Below are 18004 nucleotides of genomic sequence, written 5' to 3' on the forward strand. Positions count from 1 at the left end.
ATTGCTAACCTGCCATGGCATATCGGAAAAATGACGGATTCCAAGCATGGCAATTGATACCGAGTGGATTGTGGATTTCTTCCGTCGGCAGGCGCGGCTGGCGTTCGAAGAGGGGGATTACACTCGCACGCGCAATAGCAGTCGCGAACTGCTTCAGTATCAGCCGGAGGACGTCGAGGCCTGGTCACTGCTCGGGGAGGCCGCGCTGGCCAGCCATGACAGCGTGGTTGCCTTGCGGGCCTTCGACCAGTTGCTGGAGCTGGAGCCCGGCAATTCCGAATACGCCATGAAGCTCGGTCAGGCCTGCATCCAGGCGCAGGACTGGCCTGCCGCTCTGGCAGCCTTCAATCAGGTACTGGAAGTCCAGCCGGGGCACGCCGGCGCATTGCAAACGCTCGGTCTGATCGAACAGTTGCAACTGAGGTTGAGCGTGCTGGGCCAATCGCCTGATCGGCAGCCGAGTCGCAACGATCCCTGTCCATGCGGCAGTGGACTGAAGTACAAGAAATGCTGCCTGGAGAAAAGCTCCCAGACTGTCATTCAGCAGCGCTTTGTCGAGGCCTTTGCCCAGGAGTCTTGGACGCAGGTTATAGACTTGGCCGGCGAGCTCAAGGTGCTCTCCAAGGAGCATCGCCGGGCTCTTGCGCTGGCGCGTTATCAGCTCAGCCAACGAGAAATCGCTTATCCCCTAGTGTCCGCTGCCTATGTCGAGTGGCCCCGTGATCTGGAGCTGCGGGCGGCCCTGGCCGATCTGGAGCTGGATCATGACGTGGCGCGCGCCAGGCAACTGGCCGAGGCGGTGCTGGTCGAAGAACCGGGACAGTGGCGGGCGAGCCTCGTGCTGGCCGCCGCATATTCGCGGATGAAGCAGCCGGAGCTGGCTGAGAATACGCTGCGCACGCTGCTGCAGCACAATCCGGGTTGCGACATGGGCTGGCAGAGACTCAGTTACTTCTTGCGCAGCTCGAACCGTCTGGAAGACGACCTGGACGCCATGCGCGAGTGGACCGAGCGTTGCCCTCAGCATGCGGATGCCTGGTGCTACCGGGGCATGTCGGCCATCATGAACGAACACCCTCAAGAGGGGCGTGAGTACCTCAACAGGGCCCTGGAGCTGAACCCCAACAGTCACGAGGCCCTGTGCTGGATCGGTCAGTCATACAAGGGCGAGCAGGATCCCCATAAGGCACTCGAGTATCTGGTGCGGGGCTTGCAGCTCAAGTCCGACTACCAGCCCGGCTGGAACATGCTCGGCGAGGTGTACCGTTCCGTCGGGCGGCAGCATGAGTCCGAGGGATGCTTCATGCGCGCCTTGGCGATCTCTCCAACCCAGCCCCTGGCCTGGAACAATCTTGCCAACACCTACCTGGACGGACATGTGCTCGGGGAGGCGGAGAAGGTCATGCAGGTGGCGCTGGAGTTGAACCCGGAAGACCCCAGCCTGTGGTGCAACCTGGGTAATATCCTCAGTGGTGGCAAGCGCTTGCGCGAGGCCCTGGACGCTTACCGGAAGTCCCAGGAAGTACAGCACAGCTATCTGCCGGTACGGATCAACCTGGCTGGCGTCGAGTCGCATTTCGGAAACCTGGATCGCGCCATCGAGTTGCTGCGTGAGGTGTTAGAGCTGCCGGGCGCCAGCACCAATCTGCTGTTCATTGCTAACTATCACCCCGACTGGACTGGCGAGCAGGTGTACGAACTCTATCGGGAAGCGACCAGCAACTACCCCGCCAGGCGTTACCACGATTATCCCAACTCGCGCGTCGTGCAGCGCCGTTTGCGTATCGGCTATGTGTCGCCGGACTTCCGGGCCCATGTCTGCGCCATGTTCATCGAGCCTCTGCTGAGCCATCACGACAAGAGCCAGGTGGAGGTATTTGCCTATTCGCTGGCCAAGCGAGAAGACGCCGTTACCGAGCGGCTCATGGGCTATTGCGATCACTGGCGGCATTGTGTCGGGCTTAGCGATGAGCTGATCGCCGAGCAGATTCGAGCGGATGGTATCGATATCCTCGTCGATCTGGCCGGTCACACCGCCAATAGCCGGTTGCAGGTTTTCGCGCTCAAGCCGGCCCCCGTGCAGGCCAGTTGGTGGATGGGCTTCGCATTCGGCACGGGTTTGAAACAGGTCGACTACTTCCTGGCCGACGAGCAGATGCTCCCGCCTGGCAGCGAATCCTCCTTTGCCGAGCAGCTCTGGCGCATGCCGGCTCCAGCGGTTGCCTATGTTCCGCCGGAGCGGATGCAGGTAGCGGTCGGTGAGCTGCCGGCCCTGGGCAATGGCTACATCACCTTCGGTAGCCTGACGCGCCCGATACGCCTGAACCACAAGGTGATTCGGGTTTGGTCCGAGCTACTGCAGCGGGTGCCCGGCTCCCGCCTCATGCTCGACAGCAGCTTTTTCAGCGACGAGAGTCTGTGCACGCATTTTCATGGCGAGTTTGCGAAACACGGCATTGGCCCCGAGCGCTTGCAGTTTGGCTATACCCCATCGCCGACCGATGCTCTGGCGCGGATGGATATCGCGCTGGACTGTTTTCCACACAACTCCGGCACCACGTTGTATGAAAGCCTCTACATGGGGCTACCGGTGGTGACCCTGCGTGATCGTCCTTCGATGGGCCGAGTAGGGGCGCTGATTCTCCATGGTGCCGGTTTTGACGAGTGGATCGCCGACACCGAGCAGGAGTACCTCGACAAGTTGGTGGCCCTGGCCAGCGATGTTCCTGCGTTGGCGCTGACTCGTGCCGGATTGCGCCAGCGCATGCTGGACTCGAAGCTCTGTGATGCTGCCGACTTTACCCGGCGCATGGAGCAGACCTACAAAGAGATGTGGCAGCGCTACTGCGAACAAGGAGAGCAACGATGAAAGCAGTGATCCTGGCTGGTGGTCTGGGTACCCGGATCAGCGAGGAGTCGCATCTCAAGCCCAAGCCGATGATCGAGATCGGCGGTAAGCCGATTCTCTGGCACATCATGAAGCAGTACTCGGCCCATGGCATTCAGGACTTCGTCATTTGCCTGGGCTACAAGGGCTATGCGATCAAGGACTTCTTCGCCAACTACTTCCTGCACACTTCGGATGTCACCTTCGACATGCGCAACAACCAGATGGAAGTCCACCAGAACTACAGTGAGCCCTGGCGCGTGACTCTGGTCGATACTGGCGAGGACACCATGACCGGTGGCCGCCTGCGTAGGGTGGGGCGCTTCGTCGAAGAGGACGAAGCGTTCTGCTTTACCTACGGCGACGGCGTGTCGGATCTCGATATCGGTGCCCTGGTGGCCTTCCACAAGCAACACGGCAAGCACGCTACCGTCACCGCGGTGCAACCGCCAGGGCGCTACGGCGCCCTGGCCCGCGAAGGGGATCGGGTCACCGGCTTCGTCGAGAAGCCGCGTGGCGATGGCGGCTGGATCAACGGCGGCTTCTTCGTGCTGTCGCCTAAGGTGTTGCCCTATATCGGCAATGACAACACCACCTGGGAGGCTGAGCCTCTGAGCCAGCTGGCTGGCGAAGGACAGCTGATGGCCTTCCAGCACGAAGGTTTCTGGCACCCGATGGATACCCTGCGCGACAAGAACTACCTGGAGCAGCTGTGGCAGAGTGGAGAGGCGCCTTGGAAACAGTGGAGCTGAACCGCGAGTTCTGGCGCGGCAAGCGCGTCCTGCTGACCGGCCATACCGGCTTCAAGGGCGGTTGGCTGGCGCTCTGGCTGCAAAGCTGGGGCGCGCAGGTCACCGGCTTCGCCCTCGATCCCTCCACTGACCCTAGCCTGTTCGAGCTGGCGCGGGTGGGCGAGGGCATCGACAGCTGCATCGGCGATCTGCGCGACCTGCCGACCCTGCAGGCCCTGGTGGCTGAGGTCAAGCCGGAGATCGTCCTGCACCTGGCGGCGCAGCCGCTGGTGCGCGAGGGTTATCGTGACCCGCTGGGCACCTATGCCAGCAACGTGATGGGCACGTTGCATCTGCTCGAAGCGCTACGCCAGGTCGGCGGTGTGAAGGCATGCGTGGTGGTGACCACCGACAAGGTCTATGCCAACAACGAATGGGCCTGGCCCTACCGGGAGAACGAGCCGCTCGGCGGCCACGACCCCTATAGCAGCAGCAAGGCCTGCTGCGAGCTTTTGGCGCAGTCCTTCGCTTCCTCCTATTTTCCTGCTTCCCGCCATGCCGAACACGGCCTGGCCCTGGCCACGGCGCGTGCTGGCAATGTGCTCGGCGGTGGCGACTTCTCAGCTGATCGCCTGGTGCCGGACGTACTGGCGGCCTGGACCCTTGGCGAGCCGGTGACCTTGCGCTACCCGCAAGCCGTGCGTCCCTGGCAGCACGCCCTGGAGCCGCTGGCCGGCTACCTGCAGCTGGCCCAGGGCCTGTACGAGCAGGGCACGGCAGTGGCCGGCGCCTGGAACTTCGGCCCGGCCGACAGCGACACCTGCAATGTTGGCGAAGTGGTCGCCCGATTGGCCTCACGCTGGCCACAGGCCGCAGGCCTCAAGGTCGAACCGAGCGAGTTGCACGAGGCCGGCCTGTTGCGCCTGGATAGCAGTCGCGCGCGCCAGCTGCTCGGCTGGCAACCGCGCTGGGGGCTGGACGAGTGCCTGCAACAGACCATTGATTGGCACCTGGCCTGGCAGCGCGGCGAAGACATGCGCGCCGTGACCCTGGCGCAGCTGGCCGCATACTGGGGGCAGGCATGAGCGAGTTGCAGCTGACCGAGCTGCCGCTGCCTGGGCTGTTCGTCCTGCAGCATCGGGTGCATCAGGACGAGCGCGGGCGCTTTGCTCGTCTGTATTGCGAAGGCAGCCTGGAGTTGTTCGGCCAAGCCTTTCACGTACGCCAGATCAATCAGTCGCTGACCCGCGAGCGAGGCACCGTGCGCGGCCTGCATTTCCAGTATCCGCCGCATGCCGAGAGCAAACTGATCAGCTGCCTGCACGGTGTGGTTTGGGATGTGGCGGTCGATGTGCGCCAGGGCTCGCCGACCTTCCTGCGCTGGCATGCCGAGCGCCTGGAGGCCGGTGACGGCCGCAGCCTGCTGCTGCCGCCGGGCTTTGCCCATGGCTTTCAGGCCCTCAGCGACGACGCCGAGCTGCTCTACCTGCATAGCGCCGACTACATGCCGGGGCATGAGGGGGGCTTATCGGTCAGTGATCCGCGCCTGGCCATCGACTGGCCGCTGCCGCTCAAGAACCTGTCGGCCCGCGATGCCGGCCATCCGCTGCTGGATGAGCGTTTTCAAGGAGTCCCTCTATGAACTGCCGTGGTTGTGGTGCGCACCTGCACCTGCCGTTGATCGACCTGGGTACTGCTCCGCCATCCAACGCCTACCTCAGTGCCGAACGCCTGAACCAGTCCGAGCAGTGGGTACCGCTGCGAGTCCTGGTGTGCGATGCCTGCTGGCTGGTACAGACCGAGGACTACCGCACCGCCGACAGCCTGTTCGATGCCGACTACGCCTACTTCAGCTCCTTCTCCAGCAGCTGGCTGGCCCATGCCGAGCGCTACGTCGTCAGCATGACCGAGCGCTTCGGCCTGAACGCGCAGAGCCGGGTGGTTGAGATCGCGGCTAACGACGGTTACCTGCTGCAGTATGTGGCCCGGCGTGGCATCCCCTGCCTGGGCATCGAGCCGACCGCCAGCACGGCGCGGGCGGCGCGGGACAAGGGGCTGGATATTCGCGAGCTGTTCTTCGGCGAGGCCGTCGGGCGCCAACTGGCTGAAGAGGGCTGGAGCGCCGACCTGATGGCGGCCAACAACGTGCTGGCTCATGTGCCGGACATCAACGACTTCCTCAAGGGCTTCGCCACACTGCTCAAGCCGACCGGCGTGGTCACCTTCGAGTTCCCCCATCTGCTGCGGCTGATGGCCGAACACCAGTTCGACACCCTCTACCACGAACATTACTCCTATCTGTCGCTGACCGCGGTGCAGACGCTCTGCGCGCGCAATGGTCTGGCTGTCTTCGATGTCGAAGAGCTGCCGACTCACGGCGGTTCGCTGCGGGTCTTCGTGCAGCGCGCCGATGGCGCCGCGCGCCAGGTTACCGCTGCCGTCGGCGAGTTGCAGGCGCGTGAGGAGGCGAGTGGAGTCAGGACCGCCAGCTACTACGCCAGCCTGGCGCCGGCGGCCGAGCGTATCAAGCACGAGCTGCTGCGTTTCCTGCTCCAGGCCAAGGCCGAAGGCAAGAAGGTGGTGGGTTATGGTGCGGCGGCCAAGGGCAACACCCTGCTCAATTACGCCGGGGTACGTGGCGATCTGCTGGCCTGGGTGGCCGACGCCAATCCGCACAAGCAGGGCAAGTTTCTGCCGGGTAGCCGCATTCCCATCGTCGAGCCGGCGCGCATCGCCGAAGAGAAGCCCGACTATGTGCTGGTACTGCCGTGGAACCTGCTCAGCGAGGTGATGGAGCAGCAGGCCGTGGTCAGGTCCTGGGGCGGTCGGTTCGTGGTTGCGGTGCCCGAGCTGCGGAGTCTCTGATGACGCGAATACTGGTTACCGGCGCCAGTGGCTTCGTCGGCCGCCAGGTTATCCAGCAGCTGCTGGCGGCGGGGCACGAGGTGCATGCTGCCTGCGGCCTCCAGACGTTGGAAGGTGTGGCCAACCAGTATCGAGTCGACCTGCTCGTGCCCGGTGCGGCGGCTGCACTGATCGGGCAGATTCGTCCCCAGCGCCTGTTGCATCTGGCCTGGTGCGCTAAACCCGGCACCTACTGGACTTCCCCGGAGAACATCGCCTGGGTACGTGCGACTCTTGAGTTGCTGGAGGCTTTTCAGCTTCATGATGGCGAACAGGCCGTGCTGGTCGGCAGCTGTGCCGAGTACGACTGGAGCGGCGAGGGCATCTGTCGGGAGTACGAGACTCCCCTGCGCCCGGCCACGCCCTATGGACGCTGCAAGAATGCTTCCCGTGAGCTGGCCGAGCTGTTCGGCCAGTTGCACGGCATGCCGGTGGCATGGGCACGGATATTCCACGCTTATGGTCCATATGAGGCGGAAGGCCGTCTGGTGCCTGCCGTGCTAGGCGCCTTGTTCCGGGGCGAACCGGCGCGTTGTTCCCACGGCGAGCAGCTGCGCGATCTGTTGCATGTGGCGGATGTTGCCGCGGCCCTGGTGCAACTGATGAATGTAAGGGCCGAAGGCACATTCAATATTGGCGGCGGCCGGCCGATACGCCTGCGCGAGGTCATTGAGTATCTGGCCAGGCAACTGAATGCTGAACACCTGCTGCAATTCGGGGCCATTCCGGTTGCTGCCGACGACCCTCCGTTGCTGATTGCCGACAACCAGCGCCTGCTGGCCACCGGCTGGCAGCCGCGGTTCGATCTACACAGTGGTTTGGATGATGCCCTGGCCTGGTGGCGTGGGCGAATTTGATACTCGGAAAGGAGCAGGACGTGAAACTGACAGTCGATACCGATAACAAGAAGCTGATCCTGGAAGAGGGCGGTGCCGTCCGCGAGCTGGATCTGTACACCGACGAGTCTTTCGAGATTCTGTCCCAGCAGTGGGTCAACCTCGGTTGGAACCAGAAGTACCCCTACACCTTCTCCTGGATGGGTCGCCCGGTGATTCAGCTGCCGGAAGACATGATCCGCATTCAGGAGGTGATCTACAGCGTCAAGCCGGACGTGATCATCGAGACCGGCATCGCCCATGGCGGCTCCCTCATCTATTACGCCAGCCTGTTCAAGGCCATGGGCAAGGGCCGGGTAATTGGAGTGGACATCGAGATTCGCCCGCACAACCGCAAGGCCATCGAGGAGCACGAACTGTTCAGCTACTTGACCCTAATCGAGGGCAGTTCGGTGGCTGAGGAGGTGGTGGCCCAGGTCAAGTCGCTGATCAAACCGGGCGAGACCGTGCTGGTTATCCTTGATTCCAACCACAGCTACGCCCACGTTTCTGAGGAGCTGCGCCTTTATTCGCCGCTGGTCACCAAGGGCTCTTATATAGTCTCCACGGATGGCGTGATGAAGGAGGTCAAGGACGTGCCGCGCGCAGGCAAGGATTGGGGGACCGACAATCCGTCCAATGCGGCTATTGATTTTGCCCGATCCAACCCCGAGTTCGTCATTGAACAGCCGGCCTGGACGTTCAATGAAAGCACCCTCAGTAAGAACATTACCCATTGGCCGGATGCCTGGCTGAAGCGTGTTTAAGGGCTTGAGGTAGTCGATGCGCCGCCTCCTGTCACGAGTCGGCGCGTCAATCTCGCGACAAATCGCCCTTTCAGGGCTGTTTAAAGACTCTAAGTTTTTGTTTGCAAAGGAATAAAAAAAATCGTTTTTCCTTGCTAAAGCTGCCTAAAGTTGCGTCCGGAAGCGCCGATAAAAAGACCGAATGCGAACTTTATGGGGCGTCTGAGCTAGCAGGCCCGAAGCTCGCAGGCTCAGACAAACTCAGCAGCACGGTCCTTTGGAGGCAAACACCATGGCCCTGACAGTCAACACAAACGTCGCTTCGCTGAACACTCAGCGTAACCTCAACACCTCGTCCAAGGGTCTGGATACTTCCCTCCAGCGCCTGTCCACCGGTTTCCGCATCAATAGCGCCAAAGACGACGCCGCTGGTCTGCAGATCTCCAACCGTCTGACCAGTCAGATCAACGGCCTGAATGTGGCCACTCGCAACGCTAACGACGGTATCTCCCTGGCGCAGACCGCTGAAGGTGCCCTGCAGCAGTCCACCGGCATCCTCCAGCGTATGCGCGACCTGGCCCTGCAGTCGGCCAACGGCTCCAACGGCGCCAGTGAACGTGCCGCTCTGCAGGCCGAAGTGTCGCAGCTGCAGCAGGAGCTGAACCGTATCGCCGAAACCACCAGCTTCGGTGGCCGCAAGATCCTCGATGGCACCTTCGGCTCCCAGAGCTTCCAGGTCGGCGCCAACGCCTTCGAAACCATCAGCGTCTCGGTCGGTGCCGCATCGGCAGCCCGCATCGGTGCCAGCCGTTTCAACAGCGCCGTAGTCGGCCTGGGCGATAGCGCCACCGACGCACAGACCGGTGTGGCTGCTACCGCAGTCGCTTCCACCGATTTCTCGGCCTACACCACCACCGACATCGGCTATGCCTCTTCGCCGGCCAACACCGACGGTCTGACCATCAAGGGCAAGCTGGGCACCGCTTCCATCGCCCTGGGCGACGGCTCCTCTGCCCGTAAGTTGGCCGAGGCCGTGAACAAGGCTTCCGACTCCACCGGCGTCACTGCAACAGCGCGTACCGCCGCCCGTCTGCAGCAGGACTCCGATGGCGGCTTCACCAACACCTCCACCGGTGGCACCATCAGCTTCACTCTGTACGGCGCCAACAATGCCAAGGAAACCGATGGCGTATCCATCTCCACCAACATCACCGACTGGGGTGATCTGTCTGGCCTCGCCGACGAAATTAACAAGGAAACCGGCCGTACCGGCATCAGTGCCCGAGTGCTCAATAACGGCGCCCTGGAGATGGTCAGTGAGCGTGGTGACAACATCATCATCAAGGACTACCGTGCCGTCGATGCCGAGGACAACGATGTGGCGGCCGAGTTGCAGACCCTGTCCTTCAGCGGCGATAACGGTATCGCCGACGATCAGGATGCCAGCGATACCATCGATGGCGTGGCAGCTCTAGCCGGTGATGGCGCCGGTGGTGCCGTGGCCGTAGGCCAGGTGCGCTTCGAGTCGCCCGATGCCTTCGAGGTGGAGAACTTCGAAACCATCGACGGTGGTCTGCAGGATGCCAGCGTTTACAGCACCCTGGAGGCGGTCAATACCGTCGACATCAGCACGGCGGTTGGTGCCCAGAACGCTCTCGGCATTATCAGCTCGGCTATCTCCAACATCGACAGCCAGCGTGCTCAGCTCGGTGCCGTGCAGAACCGCTTCGAGAACACCATCTCGAACCTGCAGAACATCTCCGAGAACGCCTCCGCTGCCCGTAGCCGGATTCGCGACACCGACTTCGCTGCTGAAACGTCGGAGCTGACCAAGAATCAGATCCTGCAGCAGGCCGGTACCGCGATCCTGGCCCAGGCAAACCAGCTGCCGCAGGCTGTGCTCAGTCTGCTCGGCTAAGGTCGGAAGCGCTAGACTGCGGGGAGAAGGGCTTGGCTCTTCTCCCCGCTACCTCATTGTGAGGAGAAATTTATGGACGTCGGCTCAATCAAGAATTCGCTCAATCCGGTGCTTGCCAGTGGCAACAAGGCCTCTGCGGAAGTAGCGCGCAAGCAGGTTGTCGGCGCCGCTGAAACGGGCGGCGAAGAGCAGGCTGCTGGGGTTGCGGCAACTGAAAAGGCGGAAGTTCCCCGCGAGCAGGTCGAATCTGCCGTTTCGACCATCCAGGAGTTCGTCCAGTCGGTTCGCCGCAACATCAACTTTTCCGTGGAAGACGCATCCGGCAGGGTGGTTGTGAAAGTCACCGACTCCACTTCCGGAGACATCATTCGGCAGATTCCTTCGGAGGAAGCTCTGCAGTTGGCAGAGAGTCTGGAAGAGGTGCGCAGTCTGCTGTTCAAGGCCGAGGCCTGACGCTAGGCGTTGGCACGGCTTTTGACTGTCAAGTGCTCACGAGGCGTTGATAGTCATATTTTTGGCGAGGTGAACCATGGCTGGGATTCTAGGTGTCGGATCGGGTATCGATATCGACAGCATCGTGACTGCGCTGGTCAATGCCGAGAAGGCGCCCAAGACCCTGCAGCTGGATCGTCTGGAGAAGGCCACAACCTCGCGCTTCTCTGCCCTCGGCACCCTGAAAGGCTCGCTCAGCGGTCTGCAGGCGGCCATTCAGAACTTGAACAAGGAGTCGCTCTTCACCGGTCGTACCGCTTCGTCGAGTGCCAGCAGTGTGCTGGCGGCCAAGGCGAACGCCAGTGCGGTTGCCGGCAGTTACAGCGTTCAGGTTCAGCAGCTGGCCTCCAGCAGCAAGGTGGGTCTGCAGTCGGTTTCCAGCAGCGCGTCCACTACCTTCAATAGCGGCACGCTGACTATATTGACCGGCTCATCCAGCTTCGATGTGAATGTCACCGCTAACAACAACAGCCTCGCCGGCGTTCGTGATGCCATCAATACGGCAGGAAAGGGAGTGGGTGTCAGTGCCACCATAGTCACGGACTCCTCCGGTTCGCGTCTGGTGCTGAACTCCAGCAAGTCCGGTGAGGGCAACGACATCAAGGTTGCGGTCAGTGAGGATGGCGTTACCACCGGCACTGTGGCGCTCACTACCCAGGCTTTCCAGCCCTCGGCCAGTCTGACCTTGCCGACTTTTGCGGCCGGTTCGGGTTCGACCTTCCAGGCGGGCAACCTGGCTATCTCCGCCGCCGGTGTCGAACTCGACATCGCTGTGAACGATGGCGACTCACTGGAAGACATCCGCGATGCGATCAATACCGCCGGTGCAGGGCAGGGGGTTTCCGCCAGCATCGAGACCGATGCCTCGGGCGCACGCCTTGTGCTCAACTCCACCAATGGCACGGCACTGACCGCCAGCGCCACCGCTTCCGGCGGAGCGATTGGTAGCAATGCCCTGACGACGCTCAATCCGGAAGACGGGGTCACGGCCATCTCCAGCGGCCCGAATTCCACCACGGGCGCCGCGGGCGTCATCAACAAGGCTCAATCGGCGGTGCTGTACGTCGACGGACTCAAGGTCGTCAGTGACAGCAATTCCGTCACCTCGGCGATCGAGGGGGTCACTCTCAACCTGGCCAGCGCTCAGAGCAGTTCGGACTTGGCGGCCGGTAAGACGGTCAATATCACCATCGGTTCCGACAAGACGGCGATCAAGAGCGGAATCCAGGCTTTCGTGGATGCTTACAACGGGTTGATCAACACAGCCAGGCAGCTGACCGCGGTGGTGCAGGTGGGTGAGGGAGAAAATCCGGTCACCGGTGCGCTGGTGGGGGATGCGACCGTGCGCGGCTTGCTCTCTGGCCTGCGTAGCGAATTGGTGAAGATGACAGGCGAAGAGGGTACCCGCGCGCTGGCCGAGCTTGGGATCACCACGCAGAAGGACGGTACCCTGAAGATTGACGATGCGGCACTCACCTCGGCCCTGGGCAGCAACCTCGAGGGGGTCGCCGACTATTTCACCGGCGACAAGGGTCTGATGGGGCGGCTCGACAAAATGGTCGAAGGGTACCTCAAGAGCAATGGCGTCTTCGACCAGCGCACCAAGTCTCTGCAGAGCACACTGTCCAATATCGACGATCAGCGCGAAGCGTTGGATCTGAGGATCGAGAAGGTGCAGGAGCGGCTGGTCGCCCAGTACTCTGCCATGGATCAGCTGGTCGCCAACCTTACGCGCACCAGTGAGGCGCTCAGCAATCAGTTGGCGAGTCTGCCTGGTTTCGTGAAGAAGGATAAGTAAGCGATGAGTAAGAAACCCATCGACACCTACAAGCAGGTTAAGACGGCCCAAGAGGTCAGCCCGTACCGTGTCGTGCAGATGCTGCTGGATGGGGCTCTGGAGCGTGTCATGCTGGCGCGTCAGGCGCAGCTGGAAGGGGATGTCGAGATTCGTGGTCTTGCCGTGGGTAGTACCATCACTATTCTTGGTGTGCTGCAGTCCAGCCTGGACAAGCAGCTGGGCGGCGAGATCGCCGAGAACCTCGATGCTCTCTACGACTACATGACCCGGCGCCTCGCCGGCGTCGCTCTGGACGATACGCCGCGCAGCCTGGACGAGGTGCAGCAGTTGCTCGCCCAGATCAAGGAAGCCTGGGACGGCATAGGCCCGGAAGTCGAACCGGCCGCCGTTTCGGAGTGAATCTTCGCTAAAGCCGAGCCGCTGTTTGCCGATACAGGAAGTGTATTCAGGCAATCTTCAGCGGAGCGATCATGAACGCAATGGCGGCCCTCAGGCAGTATCAAACCGTCAACACCCAGGCACAGGTGGCCGATGCCAGTCCGCATCGGTTGATCCAGATGCTGATGGAAGGCGGTCTCTCCCGGCTTGCCCAGGCCAAGGGCGCAATGCTGCATGGCCAGAGTGCCCAGAAGGGTGAACTGATCAGCAAAGCCATTGGAATTATCGGCGGCCTGCGCGAGGGGCTAGATCTGAATCAGGGTGGTGAAATTGCCGCCAACCTTGATCGTCTCTACGAATACATGGTGTCACGTCTGGTTGAGGCGAATATCGCCAACGATGCGGATATGCTTGATGAAGTCGCAGAGCTGCTGCGTAATGTGAAATCCGGCTGGGACGCCATCAGCCACTGATGGTCGCTGTGGCCCTGAGGAAATCTCCATGAGTTCATCTGTTCAGCTTCTCGAAACCACTGGTTTTGCCTTGCGTGATGCTCTGGCTCGTCGCGATTGGGCGGCGATTGGTGAGCTGGATATGCAGTGCCGGCAGGCTGTCGATGAGGCAATGGTCGAAGCCGTTCACGATGAAGGTCAGTTGCGCCAGCGGATGCAGGAGTTACTCGATCTGTATCGCGAGCTGGTCGTTACCTGTCAGGCCGAGCAGCGCCGTCTGGCGGGCGAGCTGGTTCAGCTCAATCAGTCCCAGCAGGGTGCCAAGGTCTACCAGCTGTTCACCTGACTGTCTGGTGGTGCCTTGCTGGCCTCATCAGTCAGATCAGCTTCCTTAGTAACCGTAGAAAAGTTACGCCATAAAATTGACTCTAGTCTGTTTTTTGACTTTACTAGTGGCCAATTGCCGTTGCCGCTTGGCGACCTCTCTTCCCAGCCTGCGAGCCAGACCAGAACAAGATGTGGCGCGAAACCAAGATTCTGCTGATTGACGATAATGCTGAGCGCCGCCGCGATCTGTCGGTGATTCTCAATTTCCTCGGCGAAGATCACCTTTCCTGTGGCAGTAGTGATTGGCGTGAGGCTGTTGATGCGCTTGAGTCCAGCCGCGAAGTGCTCAATGTTCTGCTGGGGGATGTCATAGCCAAAGGCGGCGCTTTGGAGCTGATCAAGCACATAGGCACCTGGGACGAGAATCTTCCGCTGTTGCTGATTGGCGAGCCGATTCCGCAGGACTGGACTGACGACCTGCGTCGTCGCGTGCTTGCCAGCCTGGAGATGCCGCCCAGTTACAACAAGCTGCTCGACTCCCTGCATCGCGCCCAGGTCTACCGCGAGATGTATGACCAGGCCCGCGAGCGCGGGCGTCAGCGTGAGCCCAACTTGTTTCGCAGTCTGGTTGGTACCAGTCGTGCCATTCATCAAGTGCGCCAGATGATGCAGCAGGTGGCCGATACCGAGGCCAGCGTGTTGATCCTCGGTGAGTCCGGCACCGGTAAGGAGGTGGTGGCGCGCAACCTGCACTACCACTCCAAGCGTCGCGAGGCGCCTTTCGTGCCGGTCAACTGCGGGGCGATTCCGGCCGAGCTGCTGGAAAGCGAGCTGTTCGGCCACGAGAAGGGCGCTTTTACTGGGGCCATCACCAGCCGGGCAGGGCGCTTCGAGTTGGCCAACGGTGGCACCCTGTTCCTCGACGAAATTGGTGACATGCCACTGCCGATGCAGGTCAAACTGCTGCGCGTGCTGCAGGAGCGCACGTTCGAACGGGTCGGCAGTAACAAGACCCAGAGCGTGGATGTACGCATCATCGCTGCCACGCACAAGAACCTGGAGAAGATGATCGAGGAGGGAAGCTTCCGCGAGGATCTCTACTATCGTCTGAATGTCTTCCCGATCGAGATGGCTCCGCTGCGTGAACGCGTGGAGGACATCCCGCTGCTGATGAATGAGTTGATCTCGCGTATGGAGTTCGAGAAGCGTGGCTCCATTCGTTTCAACTCGGCGGCCATCATGTCGCTGTGTCGCCATGACTGGCCGGGCAACGTGCGCGAGCTGGCCAACCTGGTAGAGCGCATGGCGATCATGCACCCCTACGGAGTGATCGGCGTGGGCGAGCTGCCGAAGAAGTTCCGCCATGTCGATGACGAAGACGAGCAGTTGGCGATCAGCCTGCGTGAGGAGTTGGACGAGCGCGCGGCGATTGGCGCGAGTCTGCCGGGCATTTCCAACACCGCGATGCTGCCGCCGGAAGGTCTGGACCTGAAGGACTACCTGGGCAATCTCGAGCAGGGGCTTATCCAGCAGGCGCTGGACGATGCCAATGGCGTGGTGGCGCGTGCCGCCGAGCGTTTGCGAATTCGCCGCACGACGCTGGTGGAGAAGATGCGTAAGTACGGTATGAGTCGTCGTGATGACGAGGCTGCCGACGAGGACTGATCCTACTTGGCGCCTTACAAATACAGCCGGAGCTTTGACGCAAGCTCCGGCTTTATTTTTTAAGTATTTGAATTTAAAGAATTATTTTTTAGGCACGGCTATTGCTATGTCTCTTCCAACCGACCGTTTGCTGACGGTTCGACAGGCGAGAGAAGAGCATGAATCCAATAGCCCCCCAGCGGCACGACATTCCTGACGCCAGTACTACCGCACCGGTAGAGCAGGCCAGCCGCGCTAGCCTGGAGCAGGCATTCGCCCTGTTCAACCAGATGTCCAGCCAGCTGAGCAGTTCCTACAGCATGCTTGAGGCTCGTGTGAGCGAGCTCAAGGGGCAGCTGGCCCTGGTCAGTGCCCAGCGCATGCAGGAGCTGGCAGAGAAGGAGCGTCTGGCCAATCGTCTGCAGAGTCTGCTCGATCTGCTGCCAGGGGGGGTGATCGTCATCGACGGCCAGGGCGTGGTGCGCGAGGCCAACCCGGTAGCCCGTAGCCTGCTGGCCAGGCCTCTGGTGGGCATGCTCTGGCGCGAGGTGATTGCACGCAATTTTGCCCCCCGTGAAGACGATGGTCATGAGATTTCCCTCAAGGACGGGCGTCGCCTGTCCATTGCCACCCGTTCGCTGCAGGGCGAGCCTGGGCAACTGGTGCTATTGACCGACCTGACGGAAACCCGCCGCTTGCAAGACCAGCTTGCTCGTCACGAGCGCTTGTCTGCGCTGGGGCGCATGGTCGCTTCGCTGGCTCATCAGGTACGCACGCCACTGTCTGCCGCATTGCTCTATGCCAGTCACTTGAGCGAGCAGGAGTTGCCGTTCGAGCAGCAGCAGCGCTTTGCCGGGCGAATCAAGGAGCGTTTGCACGAGTTGGAGCATCAGGTGCGCGACATGCTGATTTTTGCCCGCGGCGAGTTGCCGTTGCCCGATCACATCACTCCCGCTGCACTGTTCAGTGCGTTGCGCAGTGCCGCCGAGCCGCATGTGCAGGGCATGAGTGTGCGCTGGCAGTGCGACGCGCGCGTGGGTGAGCTGCTGTGCAACCGTGACACGCTGGTCGGCACCGTGCTCAATCTGATTGAGAATGCCATCCAGGCCGGCGGTCGCGAAGCGGGTCTGAAAATCCATCTGTATACCCGTGATCACAACCTGTTCCTCTGCGTCAGCGACAACGGACCGGGAATCGACAAGGTCACGTTGGCGCGCCTTGGCGAGCCATTCTTTACCACCAAAACAACGGGTACCGGCCTCGGTCTGGCTGTGGTTCAGGCTGTGGTTCGGGCGCACCAGGGCGAGTTGCGTCTGCGCTCGCGACCGGGGCGTGGTACCTGCGCCATTCTCGTGTTGCCGTTGACTCAGGCGCGGCAGGCACTTGTTTCAGGAGTACACCCATGACAGCCAAAGTTCTGCTGGTCGAAGATGACCGCGCCTTGCGCGAGGCCTTGTCCGACACGCTACAGCTCGGTGGCCATGAGTTCCGAGCAGTGGCTTGTGCCGAGGATGCTGTGGCGGCCCTGGGCGAGGAGGTTTTCGGTCTGGTGATCAGCGATGTCAACATGCCGGGCATGGATGGTCATCAGTTGCTCGCGCTGATTCGCTCCCGCTATCCGCAGTTGCCGGTGTTGCTGATGACGGCCTATGGCGCCGTTGAACGTGCGGTGGAGGCCATGCGGCAGGGTGCGGCGGATTATCTGGTCAAGCCCTTCGAGCCGCGCACCTTGCTGGAGTTGGTAGGGCGGCATGCCCTCGGGCGTGTGTCCGCAGGCGCGGGTGAGGGGCCTGTGGCCTGTGAGCCGGCCAGTCAGCAGCTGCTGGAACTGGCCGCACGCGTTGCGCGTAGCGACTCCACTGTGTTGATTTCCGGCGAATCCGGCACGGGTAAGGAGGTGCTGGCGCGCTACATCCACGAGCAGTCGAATCGTGCCGAAGGCCCGTTTATTGCCATCAACTGCGCGGCGATTCCGGACAACATGCTGGAAGCGACCCTGTTCGGCCATGAAAAGGGTGCCTTTACCGGCGCCATCGCTGCTCAGCCTGGCAAGTTCGAGCTGGCCGATGGCGGCACCATTCTGCTCGACGAGATTTCCGAGATGCCTCTGGGCTTGCAGGCCAAGCTGCTGCGGGTCTTGCAGGAGCGCGAGGTGGAGCGTGTGGGCGCGCGCAAGCCGATCAACCTGGATATTCGCGTGCTGGCCACCACCAACCGCGACCTGGCGGGGGAAGTCGCGGCGGGGCGTTTCCGCGAGGACCTCTACTATCGGCTGTCGGTTTTCCCGCTGGCCTGGCGCGCGCTGCGCGAGCGACCTGCCGACATCCTGCCGCTGGCCGAGCGCCTGCTGAGCAAGCACGTCAAAAAAATGAACCACAGCCCTGTGCAGCTATCTGCGCAGGCGCGCGCTGCCCTGGTGGCGCACGCCTGGCCAGGGAATGTGCGGGAGCTGGATAACGCCATCCAGCGGGCCCTGATCCTGCAACAGGGCGGGCTGATCCAGCCGCATGACCTGTGTCTGACGGCGCCGATCGGGATGGCGCCCCCTCCTGCAATGGCGCCGGTAAGTCTGGTGCCGAGTGTGCCTGTGTCGCGCGAAGAGTCCGGTGGCTCGAGTGAAGCCAGTGGCGTGCTCGGTGAGGACATGCGCCGGCATGAGTTCCAGATGATCATCGATACCCTGCGTGCCGAGCGTGGTCGCCGCAAGGAGGCCGCCGAGCGTCTCGGCATCAGTCCGCGTACCCTGCGCTACAAGCTGGCCCAGATGCGCGATGCCGGCATGGATGTCGAAGCCTATTTGTACGCCAGCTGAGCGTCAGCCCTAACCCTCTCTTGGCCCGCCTTGTGCGGGC

General features: G+C 61.8%; 16 protein-coding genes. All 16 read left to right on the plus strand.

Annotated features, from left to right (window positions below; translation table 11 throughout):
- The first annotated feature begins 46 nt into the window (after positions 1-46).
- Entirely contained in the window at positions 47-2869 is a 2823-nt protein-coding gene (locus ACF8C6_RS06410; protein ID WP_392498513.1) for a tetratricopeptide repeat protein, read from the plus strand.
- On the plus strand, positions 2866-3639 hold the full coding sequence (gene rfbF / locus ACF8C6_RS06415) for a glucose-1-phosphate cytidylyltransferase (protein WP_392498514.1): 774 nt from the start codon (positions 2866-2868) through the stop codon (positions 3637-3639). Before ACF8C6_RS06410 ends, rfbF begins: the two co-directional genes overlap by 4 nt.
- Positions 3630-4703, plus strand: coding sequence for a CDP-glucose 4,6-dehydratase (rfbG, locus tag ACF8C6_RS06420; RefSeq protein WP_392498693.1), 1074 nt, complete (start codon positions 3630-3632; stop codon positions 4701-4703). The genes rfbF and rfbG overlap by 10 nt, the downstream gene beginning before the upstream one ends.
- Complete coding sequence (locus ACF8C6_RS06425) at positions 4700-5260, plus strand: dTDP-4-dehydrorhamnose 3,5-epimerase family protein (protein ID WP_392498515.1); 561 nt, start codon at positions 4700-4702, stop codon at positions 5258-5260. Before rfbG ends, ACF8C6_RS06425 begins: the two co-directional genes overlap by 4 nt.
- Entirely contained in the window at positions 5257-6483 is a 1227-nt protein-coding gene (locus tag ACF8C6_RS06430) for a methyltransferase domain-containing protein (RefSeq protein WP_392498516.1), read from the plus strand. Before ACF8C6_RS06425 ends, ACF8C6_RS06430 begins: the two co-directional genes overlap by 4 nt.
- Positions 6483-7379, plus strand: coding sequence for an NAD-dependent epimerase/dehydratase family protein (locus tag ACF8C6_RS06435; protein WP_392498517.1), 897 nt, complete (start codon positions 6483-6485; stop codon positions 7377-7379). The genes ACF8C6_RS06430 and ACF8C6_RS06435 overlap by 1 nt, the downstream gene beginning before the upstream one ends.
- Before the next feature lie 20 nt (positions 7380-7399).
- A complete protein-coding gene (locus ACF8C6_RS06440) occupies positions 7400-8164 on the plus strand; it encodes a cephalosporin hydroxylase family protein (protein WP_392498518.1) in 765 nt (254 codons plus the stop codon).
- A gap of 271 nt (positions 8165-8435) precedes the next feature.
- Positions 8436-10061 carry a flagellin gene (locus ACF8C6_RS06445; RefSeq protein ID WP_392498520.1) on the plus strand — a complete coding sequence of 542 codons (1626 nt, stop codon included), beginning with the start codon at positions 8436-8438 and terminating at the stop codon, positions 10059-10061.
- 72 nt (positions 10062-10133) lie between these two features.
- Positions 10134-10514, plus strand: coding sequence for a flagellar protein FlaG (locus tag ACF8C6_RS06450; protein ID WP_392498521.1), 381 nt, complete (start codon positions 10134-10136; stop codon positions 10512-10514).
- Between the two features lie 76 nt (positions 10515-10590).
- Entirely contained in the window at positions 10591-12351 is a 1761-nt protein-coding gene (fliD, locus tag ACF8C6_RS06455) for a flagellar filament capping protein FliD (RefSeq protein WP_392498522.1), read from the plus strand.
- Between the two features lie 3 nt (positions 12352-12354).
- The gene (fliS, locus tag ACF8C6_RS06460; protein WP_392498524.1) at positions 12355-12750 is read left to right on the plus strand and encodes a flagellar export chaperone FliS; all 396 of its coding nucleotides are present in this window, start codon (positions 12355-12357) and stop codon (positions 12748-12750) included.
- Positions 12751-12821: 71 nt separating this feature from the next.
- Positions 12822-13202: a flagellar export chaperone FliS gene (fliS, locus tag ACF8C6_RS06465; RefSeq protein WP_392498525.1), complete on the plus strand. Its 381-nt coding sequence runs from the start codon at positions 12822-12824 to the stop codon at positions 13200-13202.
- A 28-nt stretch (positions 13203-13230) separates the two neighbouring features.
- Positions 13231-13527 carry a flagellar protein FliT gene (fliT, locus tag ACF8C6_RS06470; RefSeq protein ID WP_392498526.1) on the plus strand — a complete coding sequence of 99 codons (297 nt, stop codon included), beginning with the start codon at positions 13231-13233 and terminating at the stop codon, positions 13525-13527.
- Between the two features lie 170 nt (positions 13528-13697).
- The gene (locus ACF8C6_RS06475) at positions 13698-15173 is read left to right on the plus strand and encodes a sigma-54 dependent transcriptional regulator (RefSeq protein ID WP_392498527.1); all 1476 of its coding nucleotides are present in this window, start codon (positions 13698-13700) and stop codon (positions 15171-15173) included.
- Positions 15174-15331: 158 nt separating this feature from the next.
- On the plus strand, positions 15332-16558 hold the full coding sequence (locus ACF8C6_RS06480; protein WP_392498528.1) for a sensor histidine kinase: 1227 nt from the start codon (positions 15332-15334) through the stop codon (positions 16556-16558).
- Positions 16555-17964, plus strand: coding sequence for a sigma-54-dependent response regulator transcription factor FleR (fleR, locus tag ACF8C6_RS06485; RefSeq protein WP_392498529.1), 1410 nt, complete (start codon positions 16555-16557; stop codon positions 17962-17964). Before ACF8C6_RS06480 ends, fleR begins: the two co-directional genes overlap by 4 nt.
- Positions 17965-18004: the final 40 nt, after the last annotated feature.

The sequence above is a fragment of the Pseudomonas sp. zbq_18 genome, assembly GCF_043102245.1.
Lineage (GTDB): Bacteria > Pseudomonadota > Gammaproteobacteria > Pseudomonadales > Pseudomonadaceae > Aquipseudomonas.